The organism is Acinetobacter sp. (genome assembly GCF_045628685.1).
Lineage (GTDB): Bacteria > Pseudomonadota > Gammaproteobacteria > Pseudomonadales > Moraxellaceae > Acinetobacter.
In genome coordinates this window covers 1-13,968 of the sequence record NZ_JAZQPV010000022.1, presented here as the reverse complement: position 1 = coordinate 13,968, position 13,968 = coordinate 1, and the positions used below count along the sequence as shown (strand labels likewise).

Sequence of the window (13,968 nt, the reverse complement as noted above, 5' to 3'; positions counted from 1 at the left end):
CTGTAGAAAGCTTGATTTATCAAAACCAAAAAGCTTATTACGATGCATTGCAAGCGAGTACAGATCGCTCAGATTCTGCACTTTTTATTGAGTTTATTTTGCAGATGATTCTAGATGCGATACTCAGTTCTGATGCCAGCGATCAAGATACCGCTCAAGCTAGCGTACAAGTTAGCGATCAAGTTAAACGTCTTATCCAGAATATGGAGCTGAAGGAATATAGCCTAACTGAGCTGATGGCTCTATTAGACTTGTCCCACCGAGCAACATTCCAAAAAAATTATTTAACTCCAGCATTAGAAGCAGGTGTGGTTGAACGTACCCTTCCTGATAAGCCTAAGAGTCCTAAGCAAAAATAAAAATTAAAAAATTGAACTATACTGAGGTTGATGTGATGATTAATATCACAAGGAATTAATTGTAATGTTATAACATTATAATTATTTTTAAGTATAATGTTCTGCTATAATGCCGTACGCCATTTCAAATCCTGAATTCGGATTTGAACAAGATTTTAAAGTGATTTAATGCATTAAATCTAATTTGGGGCAATTAATTTTTTTTACTCAATAAAATTAATGGGTTGGCTTCCAAATTTAATTGATGCCCCCCTTAAGATGTGACTGAATTGCTGTTGGTAAAAAATTAGGAATTATAAAATTATATAACTTTAGTTAGATGCTACGTCTCTTGTTTTGCCTTAACTTTGAATCATCGAAAACAAGTTTAAAAGGACAATAACAATGGGTCTTATCCGTTTACCGAATACAGCAACTGCTGATGAAGTTGCACAAGCATTAAAAGAACATGGTCATTGTATTATTGAAAATTTAGTTTCGCCTGAGGTGATGGATTGTATCGCAGAAGAAACACATGAACATGTTTATTCTAGTCCATATGGAGAAGATGTATTTTTAGGTAAAAAAATCCAGCGAACAGGTGCTCTTGTTGCACGTTCTAAAACAGCTCGTGAAAAAATTATTACACATCCCCTTATGTTGGCGGCAGCGAAAAAACATTTGCATAAATCATCTACAATACAGTTGCAGCTGACGCAAATTATTACTGTTAATCCTGGTTCGCCAGCTCAAGTTTTACATCAAGATCAATTAACTTGGGATTTTTTTGAGTTTCCAGATGATTTTGAACCACAGTTCAACACACTATGGGCAATGACTGAATACACTGAAGAAAATGGAGCAACACGTGTAGTTCCAAACAGTATGTATGTAGGAGCTCGACAAAAATTTGTGCAAGAACAAACAATTCCTGCTGAAATGAGTAAAGGTTCAGTACTCATCTATACAGGTAAAATTTACCATGGTGCTGGAACGAACAATACAGATAAAATTCGTCAAGCAATCAATGTGAATTATTGTGCTGGCTGGTTAAGACAGGAAGAAAATCAATATTTAGCTACACCACCAGAAATTGCACAAACATTAGATGATGAATTATTAAAGCTAATGGGATATCAATGTGCATGCTTTGCATTAGGCTATGTACGTGACTTCGAAGACCCGCTAGATGTATTTAGAGGTAAGGAAGAGAGACATTCAGCAGGTCTAAATGTCACGGTTGCTTCAGGAAATGATGTCATTAAAGAATATGCAAAAGAGGTTGGTGAGCACGTTTAATCTTTAAATTTATTAAATACCTCTCACTTGAATAGTTGTTAGATAAAGACAATATATTCAGATGAGAGGCTTCTTCTATGTGTAAATATTATTTAAAAGCAAAGTTCCAAGAATTAATTTATCTGACTGGCATATTAATTGCTACTTATATATTGGAAAGTATATGAGCTACGAAAGATATGCTAAAAGAAAACTTAATTATTGAAAACTCACTACTTTTGGCAAAAAACTATCTAGATGCTGAAGGTGCGATGTTTTATTGGATTGATGAAGATCAACGTAAGGCTCAAATTCATCATAATATTGAAGCTCCAAAGGAATTCATTCATAAATATCATCACCATTTTCAAGATTGTGATCCTTTAAATGTTGACTACTTTCTGAAGAGTCATGACAACATGAACTATCTCAATTCAATTCCAGACACAACGCTAGACATACATCGCTATAAAACCTTCACAGCAGATTTAAATATCAATGAAATTTTTGAAGTTGTGTTTTGGGAAAATGACCATGCATTTGCAGGTATAGCGATTACAAATCCAAATGAAGAGAAGAAAAAAGATTTAACGTCAAATCAAGCACTTTATAATATTCTTAAAACCAATATTTTTAATATTGAAGGTATTAAAAATAAAGTGATTGCAAATTATCTAGATCAAGCAGCATTAACTTATCGTGAAAAACAGCTTTGTTTTTTGATATTAAAAGGTTATGCGAATCAGGATATTTCAGAACAAATGGGCATTTCAGTCGGCACAGTTAAAATCAATACCAATAGAATATTTGAAAAATTAGATGTACCCAATCGATTGGCATTGACTGTGTTGCTCAATCAGTTGATTTAAAAATATAAAGTTGTTTTGATATATAACAATAATGATTAATGAATTAAAGTTTCCGAAGGTAATTCACCAAACATCGTTTTATAGTTTGAAGTGAAATTACTGGCATGCCAGAAGCCCCATTTGCAGGCAATATCTTGTACCGATTCGATTCTATGATCTGCTTTTTTTAAGTCCCGCCGAACTCTGTTTAAACGAACTGCCTTTAAATATTGAGCAGGGCTTGTTCCCATAATTTCATGAAAACAGTGTTGAAGCACTTTCTGACTAACACCCACTTCTTTGCATATCTCTGTCATAGAAGGGGGAATAGAGGGATCTTCGAGAATTAACTCTTTGACATGATTTACAATTTTTTTGTGAGAATAAATTTTCTTTGCGAGAGTATTTTCATAAATACTGAATGAAGAGAACAGTAAGCAAAAAATTTCATCCAAAATAAAGTGTTCATTTACTGATGAAGGAAGTTCTGCATGTGCTGTAGCATGGCTGAAAAGGTGTATTAACAGTGATTTTAATTCATTAAATTGGGCAGTATTGGCATGTAAATGAGGATGTAAGCAGAAAAAATCATTGAGATTTTCACATTCTTCGAGACAAGAGAGTGCATCCATAATTTGATTTGGGATCGCAATGCCAATCGTTAAATTATTGCTACAGGTGCGATAATCCATAATCTCATTTGGATTTAGTGTCATAGGAGTGTCAATATCAACTACTTGATTACGAAAGAATGAGACACCTTCCTGCTGAATAGGAAGGATAAAACAGCGTGAATCATGCCAAGAAGCACCAATTTGATGCACAGATTGACTACAACCTTCCAAAATAAATTGAATATCCCCCAGCCATAACTCCTGCAAACGACCACTAAACTTGCCCATGCTAATTTGTTCGTATTGTTGATCCCAGCCTTGAATGAACAGAGCTTGTTCGTCTGCATCATTAAAATACAAAGGTGGAGTAATTTGATTGTTTTTTTGGGATTCAAACATGGCAGTCGAATTTTACTGTTGAACTAACCAAAACATTAAGCAAATTTGGTGCCATAAAATAAACTCTAAAAAGAACAATTTTTGTTAAATGATTTTTTAACTTCATTCCACAATTCATACATCGAAATAAATAACAACGAATCACTTTGCTGATTTGGATGACATAAAACTAGTTGAAAAATGTCATCCAAAAGGTGGAAGTTAGAGATTGGGAGAGAAGAAGTATGTCACTCAAAAAAGGCACTTTAAGTTGGTATATGGTCACAGCCATAGGGGTCTCCATCGTCATTGCAGGCCAATTTTCAGGTTGGAATTTTGGCTTGGAATATGGTTGGAGCAATATGTGTATCGCTTTCGCTATTATGTTTATGTTTTATTTGGGTTTCACTCAATGTATTTCTGAGCTTGCAGCGGCTTGGCCTAATGCAGGTGGGTTGAGTTCTTTTGTACGTCGTGCATTTGGCCATTTGGCAGGATCTTTCTCAGGCATCACGATTGGTTTAGCACTTATTTCATGTGCAGGTGTGGTTGCCACTTTTATTGTGGGCTATGCCTCTTCACTATTCACTATGAATGAATCACTCATCAAACTGATTTTATTTGTCTTTGTTGTAGCGATTAGTTTACGTGGTGCAAAAGATTTAGTTTCGATCACCTTAATTGTAGGTGCAATTGCCGTTGCAACTTTGTTTATCTTCTCTGGTGGTGTTGCACCATCATTTAATGCAGATAATTTAGAAATTTCGAATATGCCAATTTCTTTAGTGGGAATTGCAGCAGCGATTCCATTTGCACTATGGATGTTCGTCGGTATTGAACATACCGTGTCATGTTCAGAAGAAACCAAGAATCCTGCGAAAGATGTACCTAAAGGATTAACACTAGGGCTATTAATATTAGCTTCAACAGCAACATGTTTATTACTTGCTGCACCAGGTGCAGTGGGTACAAGTCAACTTACGAGCGTGTTAGATCCATTATTAGCGGGTATTGCTACAGAACAAGTTGTTTTAAAAAATATAGTGACCTTTGGCGTTCTACTTGGCTTATTGGCAGGCTTCTTCTCTATTGTCTATTCAGCATCTCGCCAACTATTTGATGTGGCACGTGAAGGTGTCATTCCATCAGTAATTGCCAAAGTGAATCAAAGTGGCACACCTGTTTATTCAGTACTCTTTGTGGCGATTGCCGGCTTTGGTATCTCATTACTTGATCCTGAACGTGTGATGCTCGGTGTTGTTGTGATGTTTACCTTCACTTATGTACTTACTAGCGCAGCATTTATTTACCTACGTCGTAGTCAAGCACATGTAGAACGTCCTTACAAAGCGATTGGTGGAGTGTATTTAGGGTATGTCATGTTAATTGCATCATCACTGTTATTCGTGACTGCATTTAAGTTTGATCTTGTAGTGCTTGGACCATTCCTGATTTTGATGGTGTGTATGGGTAGCCAATACTTCAGCAAGATGATGAGTGTGAAAAAAACGCACACTTTAGCAAAGTAAGGAGGTTAAGGACATGATTCAACTAGAACCAGTAGATTATCTTGAAACACTGATTCAGCAGGCTTTACCTCGATGGAATATTACACCAGAGGCATCACTGAAGCTGTTGAGTTACTCTGAAAATGCCACCTTTCTTGTGTCAGATGAAGAACAAAAATGGGTACTTCGAGTGAATCGCCCTGACTATCATACTGAAAATGGAATTCGTTCCGAACTAGCTTGGATGAAAGCACTGCGAGAAGAGACAGGACTTGAAACACCACTCGCAATCGAAGGATTAGATGGAGATGTTTTACAGTTTATTGATGAACCAAAAACCAATACCCTGCGTACGATGGCACTGTTCCATTTTATTGAAGGAAAACATCCCGAATCAGAAGATTTAGTCGCTGCTTTTAATCAATTGGGTGCAATGACAGCAAAGTTACACGTTCATGCAAAGCAATGGAAAAGACCTGAATATTTTGAGCGCTTACATTGGGATTTGGATGGTGCTTTTGGTCTAAAACCAAATTGGGGGCATTGGAAAACAGGTTTTGCTGCAAACATTCAGGGCATAGAAATTGTTGAAAAAGCTGCTGTCTATATGGAAAAGCGTTTGCATCGTTATGGTCAATCTAATGATCGCTATGGATTAATTCATTCTGACTTTAGAACTGCCAATCTTTTTGTTCACGAGGGTAAAACCAAAATACTGGATTTCGACGATTGTGGTTTTGGGTGGTACTTATATGATCTCGCATCATCTATGACATTTTTAGAACTTCATGAGCAACGAGATGAAATTATTCATTCATGGCTTGATGGTTATTTAGAAGTTGCGCCATTGTCTGAAGCAGATTTAGCTGAAATTCCAGTATTTATGCTGTTAAGACGACTTGTGATTATGGGGTGGGCAGGTTCACATCCAGATACAGAGCTTGCCCAGGAAATGGGTGTCCAATACACCATCGATACAATTGAATTTGCAAAACAATATCTAGCAAATCAAGTTTTTGATCATCAAAGTTTATATAAAAAAGGCGCTTAAAATATGAATAGTTCAGTGCATCAAATCAATAATTCTCTATTAATGCGTCGTAAACGTGTCATGGGGCAATCCCCATTGTTTTATCAACAACCTTTACATTTAGTGAAAGGAGAAGGTGTTTATCTTTACGATGCTGATGGTAAAACCTATTTAGATTGTTATAACAATATTCCTGTTGTTGGACATTGTAATCCACACGTGGTTCAAGCGATCTATGAACAGGCGCAAATACTGAATGTGCATAGCCGTTATTTAAGTGACAATATTGTGAGTTATGGTGAGCGATTACTCGCCACATTTAAAGCGGGTTTTGATCAAATCATCTTTACATGTTCAGGTTCAGAAGCGAATGACCAAGCATTACGGATTGTGCGTCAGGTAACTGAAGCCCAAGGCATCATTTGTTCAAATTATGCTTATCATGGGAATACCGCAGCCGTGGACTGCGTATCCCCCCTATTTAAAGCAGCACAGGATCGTCAAAATTATGATGATGTGCGGATGATTCCATTCCCAGAAACTTATAGACCATTAAATGGCTTAAGTGGTGAAGCTTTGATTAATGCTTACCTAGAGCAAGTGCAAGTTCAGATTGATGCATTTAAGAAGAGTGGGGTGGGTTTTGCAGGGATCATTTTCTGTTCTTTGTTTGCCAATGAAGGCTTACCTGATGTACCGGCGACCTTGCTGCAAAAAGTCACAGATTTAGTTCATGCTGAAGGTGGTCTTGTGATTGCAGATGAGGTCCAAGCGGGATTTGGTCGAACAGGATTGATGTGGGGACATGAATATATGGGATTTGTACCTGATATTGCCACGATGGGAAAACCAATGGGCAATGGTTATCCGATTGCTGCGTTAGTAGCTCATGCAGAACTCTTTGAAAGATTTCGTCAAAAGAATTTCTATTTTAATACCTTTGCTGGTGCACAAGTTGCTGCAGCTGCAGCGAATGCGGTGCTAGATGTATTTGAAGAGCAACAATTATTAAAGAATGCCTCTGAGGTGGGGGATTATATCCGTACAGGTTTAAGACATTATGCAAATAAATATAATTTAATTGATGATGTGCGTGGTGTTGGGCTTTGGATTGGTTTTGAAATGGTATCTGATAAACACCTTAAGACACCCGCTATTTTAGAAACTAAGCAATTGGTTAATAACTTAAAAGAGCAAGGCATATTAGTCAGCACAATGGGGCCATATGACAACGTACTGAAAATTCGTCCACCACTTATTTTTAATCAATCAAATGCGGATGAATTATTGGAAAAGCTAAGTTATTGCTTGAGTCAGATCAAATAATTTTTAGCTATTTATGACCAGTACTGTTTTTAATTCATTGCTACCATACAAAGTATATAGACTAAAAGCAGTGGCTGGTTAACTTGGCTAAATCCACTAAATCAAATTTGGGTACAGGATTTTTAATTTTTGAAAATAATTTTTATAATCATTAGTTTAAGTTTTGAGTTCAATTGACACCATCTTGTATACATCATGTACACATATAAGATGTGTGTTTAGTTGGATATGCTTGCCACATTTTTTGCCACACTTTTTTAAATATCTATCAAAGACTATCAAACGAAATTAGATGAATAACTGAAAATACAAAGGCTTATATATAATAGATTTCGATAGAGTTGAACCCTAGTGAGTTCAACTCCCGCCACCTCCACCAAATTCTTAAATTTATATGTTGTTACATTACGATATATGAATTAAAAAGCCTTAAACATCAGTGTTTAGGGCTTTTTTTATGCCTATTTGTCCGATATGGTCTGACCCCATATTTGCTCTTGGTGGGTAAATATTGGGAAAATTTACCCAGAAATTAATACATCAATTATGGGTAATCGACAGGCCATTTACAGATACTGAATGCAGAAAAGCTCAGCGCAAAGATAAGCGGTATCGGCTTTCTGACAATAATTAGCTTTCTTTAATGATTACTCCAGCCTGTAATAAATAAAAAAGTAAAAAAATTAGCTTCTTTCAGTGAATGAAATACCTGAATTTCTCAGATGTATTAAGGCTGACCCTGTCGAGGTTCAAACGTAATATGCCTTCCAGGTTATGCTAACAGATATTCAGGTTAGTGAATTGCTACAAGCATGCTCGAATCTGATCTAAACGAAGGTAAGTGGCATAGGGTTAAAGAAAGAATGAATTTTTTATTCTATATTATAGAACTAGGAAAATTTCATGATTATGGGGCTTGAAGCTGTGAGGCGTCACTGGTTAAGGAAATTTTTCAAAGTTAGATGGAGCAACTATCTTCATAGCGGGTTACGGAACAGTCTTTAATTTTAAATTCGCCACTAAAACTGGAAGAAATAAAAAGTATATTTCTTCCAGTTTAATAAACGGTTAAGTTAAATTCAGAAGCTATCGAGCGCAGTTGAAGCTTTCAGCTTTTTCACTATCTCCCTGGCCGCTATAACGTGCAACTAATGGGTATGGGCAGAGTGGGCGGGTTCTGTTTGGCGCCCAGTTTGATGGAATCTCTGGGTTAATGTCTCCACTCGGGTTGCCAGGGCCTCGTGCAGTCGCAATAATACGGTCAGGTTTTTCACCATATTCCACCCATCTGACGAGTGCAGTAAGTCCATCAAACTGATCAGTAGCCACACCCTGAGAAACATGGTTCATGCCGGGAACCCGGAAAAACCGTACGGAATTCTGTATAGTGGCTGAATAACGTTTCAAGAGCTGATCATACCAGTTTTGTGATTCCTTTTCTGAGGTAGAGCCATCCGCCACCCCATGTATCACCATAATTTTGCCTCCTCTTGAAGTAAGAGGAGTCACGTTTAACGGATCAGGTGGCCCCATAAAAGCAGTTGAACTTTGCGTATAAATGTCATTTGCCGTATATAGCTTGATAAGGTCAGTATCGAAATTATAATTCAACACAAATTCAGCTGGTCTCTCCCGGCCTAATAAGGTAGGTGGAGTCTCGAACACAGTCCCTAATACTCCAGCACCTCGTTCTAAACCGCTAAGAGGTGTGAGTTTCAAATTGGCCCATTTCCGACCCACGATTCCTGGATCATAGGGTTCACTGACAGAAAATTTTTCACCTCTAGAGTTTACAGGTGTATCAAATACAGCGGCGATAACTTGTATCTGTTCTGCTGACAGGCAGCTTCCATCTCTTTTACCCGGACAGACAGGAACATCTCTCTGAATATTAAATTCTGACTGGCATTGGTCTACATTCTGTACCATGCCATCTACAATCCCATCGAGCTTGTCACATTTATTTAAGACAGCATCTGCTACAACCTTTCTTTCAGCATCGGTAAAAGCTGTTATGGTCTCATCAATCTCAGTAGCGACTTTTCTGAGCTCTTTAAAATCATAAAGTTGTGCTATTGCTGAAAGAGGTGGCTCAAAGGAAGGTGCGTTTGCATAGATGCCATCATATTCTGTTGGCAAGCGTGTTGCTGCATTCAGTGCCAGATTTCCACCCCGTGAAGCGCCACCCGCATAAGATCGGTCAGGCAGTTTGTCGTAGCTAAACCTGATGAGCTGCTTTGCCATCGGGGTTAACTTGATCATGGAGTCATAACCATAGTCAAGTCTGGCCTGCGGGTCTAGACCAAAGGTATTAATTTGTTCAAGTGTATGCCCCATATCTGAAGAGATCACAGCAAAGCCTTCATAGAGCGCATTGGTGAGAGGCCCCCCACTTCCGACATAGCCTTGGGCTGAAATGAGTTCTCCACCAAATCCACCATTGGCTTGAAACAGAAAGCGGCCATTCCAGTCCAGAGGAAGACGCATCTCAAAACCAATTCGATACTCTTGTTGATCTACAGGACTGATTCGTGGAAACATATATCCTGTCACCACACAATGGGCCCGAATTGGCTTATCTGCTACAGTGAGGGCGCCTGCAGCTTCGGCAGTGGTTGAAGTAATAGTAGTATTTGCATATTGGAAGGAGCTGAGCTGCTGGCACTGTTTCTTTATTTTAGCTCCAACAGCGGGTGAGAGCTGTGGTGTCTGGTTCGAAGGAGGCGTGCCTTGATAGTTGTTACTGCCATTATCACTACTGCAAGCGGCCAATAATGAAATCATCATAAGCAGGCTTAAATGGGATAATATATTGTTATTTAAATCATTCATTTGAAGCTCCATTTTGTAGGAAAGCTAAATGGTTTAATTATTTCATAAAAATTTATCGATATTTAAATAGTCTTTGTCCATCAAATAAAAGTTTTAATTATCAACAAGAATTAAGAATTAAGAATTAAGAATTAAGAATTGTGGGTTAATATTAGCAGTCATTCAGACCATAAGTGATGTTCACTTTCAATACTTAAAGTTTTGTTACGTGATTTAATAAAACCGGAGGAGATGTGTACCTGAATCAGGATGCTCTTGAGTTAGAAGCAACCTTGCAAAGTGTAAATGGAGTAACTATTATCATAGCTAGCGTCAGTAGAATTTCAAATTCCTCACTAAGACTGGAAGAAATAAAAAGTATATTTCTTCCAGCTTGATAAACGGTTAAGTTAAATTCAGAAGCTATCGAGCGCAGTTAAAGCTCTCAGCTTTTTCACTATCTCCATTGCCGCTATAACGTGCAACTAATGGGTATGGGCAGAGTGGGCGGGTTCGGTTTGGTGCCCAATTTGATGGAATTTCAGGATTAATTTCTCCACTCGGGTTACCCGGACCTCGTGCAGTCGCAATAATACGGTCAGGTTTTTCACCATATTCCACCCATCTGACGAGTGCAGTAAGTCCATCAAACTGATCAGTAGCCACACCCTGAGAGACATGGTTCATGCCCGGAACCCGGAAAAACCGAACGGAATTCTGTATAGTGGCTGAATTGCGTTCCAAGAGTTGTTTATACCAGTTTTGTGACTCATACGGTGAGGCAGTAGATCCATCCGCCACAGCATGGACTACAATAATTTTACCTCCTTTAGAAGTAAGAGGAGTTAGGTTCAGTGGGTTAGGCGGTTCCATAAATTCAACCGCACTTTCTTTATAGGTGTTATCTGTTCTGAATAACTTGATGAGATCGGTATCGAAATTATAATTCAATGCAAATTCCAGCGGATTTTCCAGAGATGATTCATCAGGCGGAACCTCAAAAATAATTCCTGCGCCGCTAGCAAGACCTTCTAGATATCTAGTAGAAAACAATTTTACATCGGCCCATTTCTGACCAATTATACCCGGATCATAGGGTTCACCCACATAGAATTCTTCACCTTTAGAATTTACCGGTGCTTTAAAGACATTGGAAATAACCTGAATTTGTTCTGCTGACAGGCAGTTTCCATCTCTTTCACCCGGACATACCGGAACATCTCTCTGAATATTAAATTGTGACTGGCATTGGTCTACATCCTGTACCATGCCATCTACAATCCCATCAAGCTGGTCACACTGCTTTAAAATAGCATCTGCCACAACTTTTCTTTCTTGTAGAGTAAAAGCTGTCTCTAACTCATCAACATTGGTGGCAACCTTTCTCAACTGTAGTGCATCATATATTTGTGCAACTATTGCCACCGGTAAGTTGAATGGAGGTGAATTGGCATAAATGCCATCAAATTCATTTGGTAATCGCGTAGCGGCAATCAGTGCCAGATTTCCCCCACGCGAAGGCCCAGCAGCATAAGACCTGTCAGGCAGTTTGTCATAACTAAACTTAATGAGCTGTTTTGCCATTGGGGTGAGTTTGGTCATGGCAGCATAGCCATAATCAAGTCGCGCTTGAGGATCCAGCCCAAAAGTAGAGTTTTGTTCAAGCGTATGCCCCATATCTGAAGAGATTACTGTAAAGCCTTCATAGAGGGCATTGGTGAGTGGCCCCCCACTTCCGATAAAACCTAGCGCTGGAATGATCTCGCCACCAAACCCTCCATTGCCTTGGAAAAGAAAGCGTCCATTCCAGTCCAGAGGAAGCCGCATCTCAAAACCAATTCGATATTCTTGTCCATCTACAGGACTGGTTCGTGGAAACATATATCCTGTAACTAGACAATGTGCCCGAATAGGCTTATTCGCTACAGTTTCAGCACCTGCTGCTTCGGCAGTGGCTGAAGTAATAGTGGTATTTGCATATGTAAAAGCACTGAGCTGCTGGCACTGTTTCTTTATTTTAGCTCCAACAGCGGGTGAGAGCTGCGGTGTCTGGTTCGAAGGAGGATTACCTGGATAGTTGTTACTGCCATTATCACTACTGCAAGCGACCAATACTGAAATCATCGTAAGTAGGCTTAATCGGGATAATATATTGTTATTTAAGTCATTCATTTGAAGCTCCATTTTGGAGTAAAGCTAAATGGTTTATTTACTTCATAAAAATTTATCAATATTCAAATAGCCTAGATATATCAAATAAAAATTTTACTTATCAACAAGAATCAAAAATTATGAAGGCTATCTTAATATTAACAGTCATTCAGGCCATAAGTGATGTTCAATTTCAATACTTAAAGTTTTGTTACCTGATTTAATAAAACCGGGGAAATGTGTACCTCAACTATTATTTTTATAGAGTCTATAAAACGCGATGTGCTTATAAAAAGAACATCAATGAATGACGCCGTAGAGTGCAAGTTTGCACAGACAGGTGGCTAAAGCCGATAAATCACTCGGAGATTTAAGGCTCCTGATTCACTCAGAATTTTTTAGGGATGAAAACGATTTTACAGTTTGTAATAAAGATTAAGTCTTTTCAAAAAAATTAAAAAAATAAACTATTCAAAGATACAGGGTTTGTAGTATCAAAGAGATTAGGAAATTTGATGGTGAGAATAAATGGCTTTCGCTCAATAAATCAGACCTGAAATAAAAATGAAAGTGACGTACTGGGAAGCTTTTCAGAAAACTGTTATAAATTTAAATAAATACAAAAGAATAAAGACCTTTACTTTGTTCCCTCATCTATCATTATTTAATCCTCAACCGGAGATGTACAATTGCGTGCTGGCCGCTATAAGTTTTTTATTATTATTGTATTACTGATACTGGCACTATGTTTTGCTCTATTTCGTTGGTGGCAGTAGTACCTAGCTATACTTTAAGGGCCATGCCGCTGGTGCAAAATGTCGTAACGACTGTTGCACGGACCTAGATAGGCAGTAAAATTAGCGAGGGTGGTTCTTGAGCGAAGGGTCAAGGAAGGTAATAAAGTTAAGCCAGGTAACCTATTGGTACTATTGAAATCAGATGAGCTTCTAGCCCAGGTTCGGCAAGCCGAGCTGGCACTGATCGATTTGGCGACGGTCAAGCGCCGACAGGAAGAGGCAGAATTGGCTGGTGATCAACACAGGTGGATCAGTCCCTAACCGTGCAGCCGCCAAAAGGGCTTTTGATGCAATGAAGAAAATTGACATTTCCCAAATTGAGGCAGCATTTTGCAGTTGAGGTGTATGATCAAGTTCTTCGCTGAAGTCAACTTCAATTCACGGCATTCAATCAAACATTTAATTCTCTTCACCTCAACATTAGCTTGAGGTAAAGTTACTGGTTTTTTAGCAGTCCTATCCTGCAACCAAACTATGAGTTTTTTACATTTGTATCATAAAATTTAAACGGTGTAACTGAGTAATTATTCTATTATTGTTTTTCAAGCCAGATAAGGATAAGTCATGAAATCATTAATGATAATGGGGTTGGTAACCATGCTAGGTTTAACTGCATGTCAAAAACATGATACTGATACTCCTCAACAAGATAAAACCACATCTCCTCATTCGATGGACAAAGATAAATAAATTAAATTGATAATTTAATAGGTTTTTTACAAAGTAATGAGTTTTTCTTGCTTAATATTAGATCTCTTTCATAAATCAAAAAATAATCTTCTTTTTGGTTGATATTTGTACTCCAGTTTTTTTGGCATTCGTGCATCATCTGCGGATGAAATACATCGATTCAAACAGGCTTTCTGATCCTCAGTTCAAGCGATACACC

General features: G+C 38.1%; 10 protein-coding genes and 2 pseudogenes. 9 read left to right on the top strand and 3 right to left on the bottom strand.

All coding sequences use genetic code 11. From position 1 onward, the window contains the following. From ACKI4H_RS03375 to ACKI4H_RS03365, 3 genes are all read left to right on the top strand, one after another. On the top strand, positions 1 to 359 hold a 359-nt coding region (locus ACKI4H_RS03375; RefSeq protein WP_407303888.1), incomplete at its 5' end, for a Fic family protein. A gap of 384 nt (positions 360 to 743) precedes the next feature. Next, positions 744 to 1,637 carry a phytanoyl-CoA dioxygenase family protein gene (locus tag ACKI4H_RS03370; RefSeq protein WP_171528563.1) on the top strand — a complete coding sequence of 298 codons (894 nt, stop codon included), beginning with the start codon at positions 744 to 746 and terminating at the stop codon, positions 1,635 to 1,637. A 179-nt stretch (positions 1,638 to 1,816) separates the two neighbouring features. Beyond that, positions 1,817 to 2,485 carry a helix-turn-helix transcriptional regulator gene (locus ACKI4H_RS03365; RefSeq protein ID WP_171528564.1) on the top strand — a complete coding sequence of 223 codons (669 nt, stop codon included), beginning with the start codon at positions 1,817 to 1,819 and terminating at the stop codon, positions 2,483 to 2,485. A gap of 35 nt (positions 2,486 to 2,520) precedes the next feature. Here the strand turns inward: ACKI4H_RS03365 and ACKI4H_RS03360 are convergent, their stop codons facing one another. After that, a complete protein-coding gene (locus ACKI4H_RS03360) occupies positions 2,521 to 3,477 on the bottom strand; it encodes a helix-turn-helix domain-containing protein (RefSeq protein WP_171528565.1) in 957 nt (318 codons plus the stop codon). A gap of 224 nt (positions 3,478 to 3,701) precedes the next feature. Between ACKI4H_RS03360 and ACKI4H_RS03355 the strand changes: the two genes are divergently transcribed. From ACKI4H_RS03355 to ACKI4H_RS03345, 3 genes are read left to right on the top strand one after another with little or no spacing between them, the layout of a single operon-like run. Then, positions 3,702 to 4,985, top strand: coding sequence for an amino acid permease (locus ACKI4H_RS03355; RefSeq protein WP_171528566.1), 1,284 nt, complete (start codon positions 3,702 to 3,704; stop codon positions 4,983 to 4,985). A gap of 13 nt (positions 4,986 to 4,998) precedes the next feature. Further along, positions 4,999 to 6,015 (top strand): phosphotransferase enzyme family protein, encoded by a 1,017-nt coding sequence (locus ACKI4H_RS03350; protein WP_407303887.1) that lies wholly within the window; start codon positions 4,999 to 5,001, stop codon positions 6,013 to 6,015. A 3-nt stretch (positions 6,016 to 6,018) separates the two neighbouring features. Further along, on the top strand, positions 6,019 to 7,320 hold the full coding sequence (locus ACKI4H_RS03345) for an aspartate aminotransferase family protein (RefSeq protein ID WP_171541390.1): 1,302 nt from the start codon (positions 6,019 to 6,021) through the stop codon (positions 7,318 to 7,320). 1,086 nt (positions 7,321 to 8,406) lie between these two features. Here ACKI4H_RS03345 and ACKI4H_RS03340 read toward each other — a convergent pair. Together ACKI4H_RS03340 and ACKI4H_RS03335 are read right to left on the bottom strand one after the other, a co-directional pair. Continuing rightward, positions 8,407 to 10,164: a tannase/feruloyl esterase family alpha/beta hydrolase gene (locus tag ACKI4H_RS03340; protein ID WP_407303886.1), complete on the bottom strand. Its 1,758-nt coding sequence runs from the start codon at positions 10,162 to 10,164 to the stop codon at positions 8,407 to 8,409. A 390-nt stretch (positions 10,165 to 10,554) separates the two neighbouring features. Further along, positions 10,555 to 12,303, bottom strand: coding sequence for a tannase/feruloyl esterase family alpha/beta hydrolase (locus ACKI4H_RS03335; RefSeq protein WP_407303885.1), 1,749 nt, complete (start codon positions 12,301 to 12,303; stop codon positions 10,555 to 10,557). A gap of 668 nt (positions 12,304 to 12,971) precedes the next feature. Here ACKI4H_RS03335 and ACKI4H_RS03330 point away from each other — a divergent pair. The 3 genes and pseudogenes from ACKI4H_RS03330 to ACKI4H_RS03320 all read left to right on the top strand — a co-directional run. Continuing rightward, positions 12,972 to 13,310, top strand: a pseudogene (locus tag ACKI4H_RS03330) (biotin/lipoyl-binding protein); the annotation flags it as partial. 25 nt (positions 13,311 to 13,335) lie between these two features. Continuing rightward, positions 13,336 to 13,419: pseudogene (locus ACKI4H_RS03325) on the top strand (VOC family protein); the annotation flags it as partial. Between the two features lie 236 nt (positions 13,420 to 13,655). Further along, positions 13,656 to 13,769, top strand: coding sequence for a hypothetical protein (locus tag ACKI4H_RS03320; RefSeq protein WP_407303889.1), 114 nt, complete (start codon positions 13,656 to 13,658; stop codon positions 13,767 to 13,769). Positions 13,770 to 13,968 lie beyond the last annotated feature (199 nt).

Bases quoted from the DNA above. Each gene is read 5' to 3' on its own strand.
- ACKI4H_RS03340 (WP_407303886.1), bottom strand. From the start codon at position 10,164: ATGGAGCTTCAAATGAATGATTTAAATAACAATATATTATCCCATTTA.
- ACKI4H_RS03345 (WP_171541390.1), top strand. From the start codon at position 6,019: ATGAATAGTTCAGTGCATCAAATCAATAATTCTCTATTAATGCGTCGT.
- ACKI4H_RS03335 (WP_407303885.1), bottom strand. From the start codon at position 12,303: ATGAATGACTTAAATAACAATATATTATCCCGATTAAGCCTACTTACG.
- ACKI4H_RS03365 (WP_171528564.1), top strand. From the start codon at position 1,817: ATGCTAAAAGAAAACTTAATTATTGAAAACTCACTACTTTTGGCAAAA.
- ACKI4H_RS03360 (WP_171528565.1), bottom strand. From the start codon at position 3,477: ATGTTTGAATCCCAAAAAAACAATCAAATTACTCCACCTTTGTATTTT.
- ACKI4H_RS03350 (WP_407303887.1), top strand. From the start codon at position 4,999: ATGATTCAACTAGAACCAGTAGATTATCTTGAAACACTGATTCAGCAG.
- ACKI4H_RS03370 (WP_171528563.1), top strand. From the start codon at position 744: ATGGGTCTTATCCGTTTACCGAATACAGCAACTGCTGATGAAGTTGCA.
- ACKI4H_RS03320 (WP_407303889.1), top strand. From the start codon at position 13,656: ATGATAATGGGGTTGGTAACCATGCTAGGTTTAACTGCATGTCAAAAA.
- ACKI4H_RS03355 (WP_171528566.1), top strand. From the start codon at position 3,702: ATGTCACTCAAAAAAGGCACTTTAAGTTGGTATATGGTCACAGCCATA.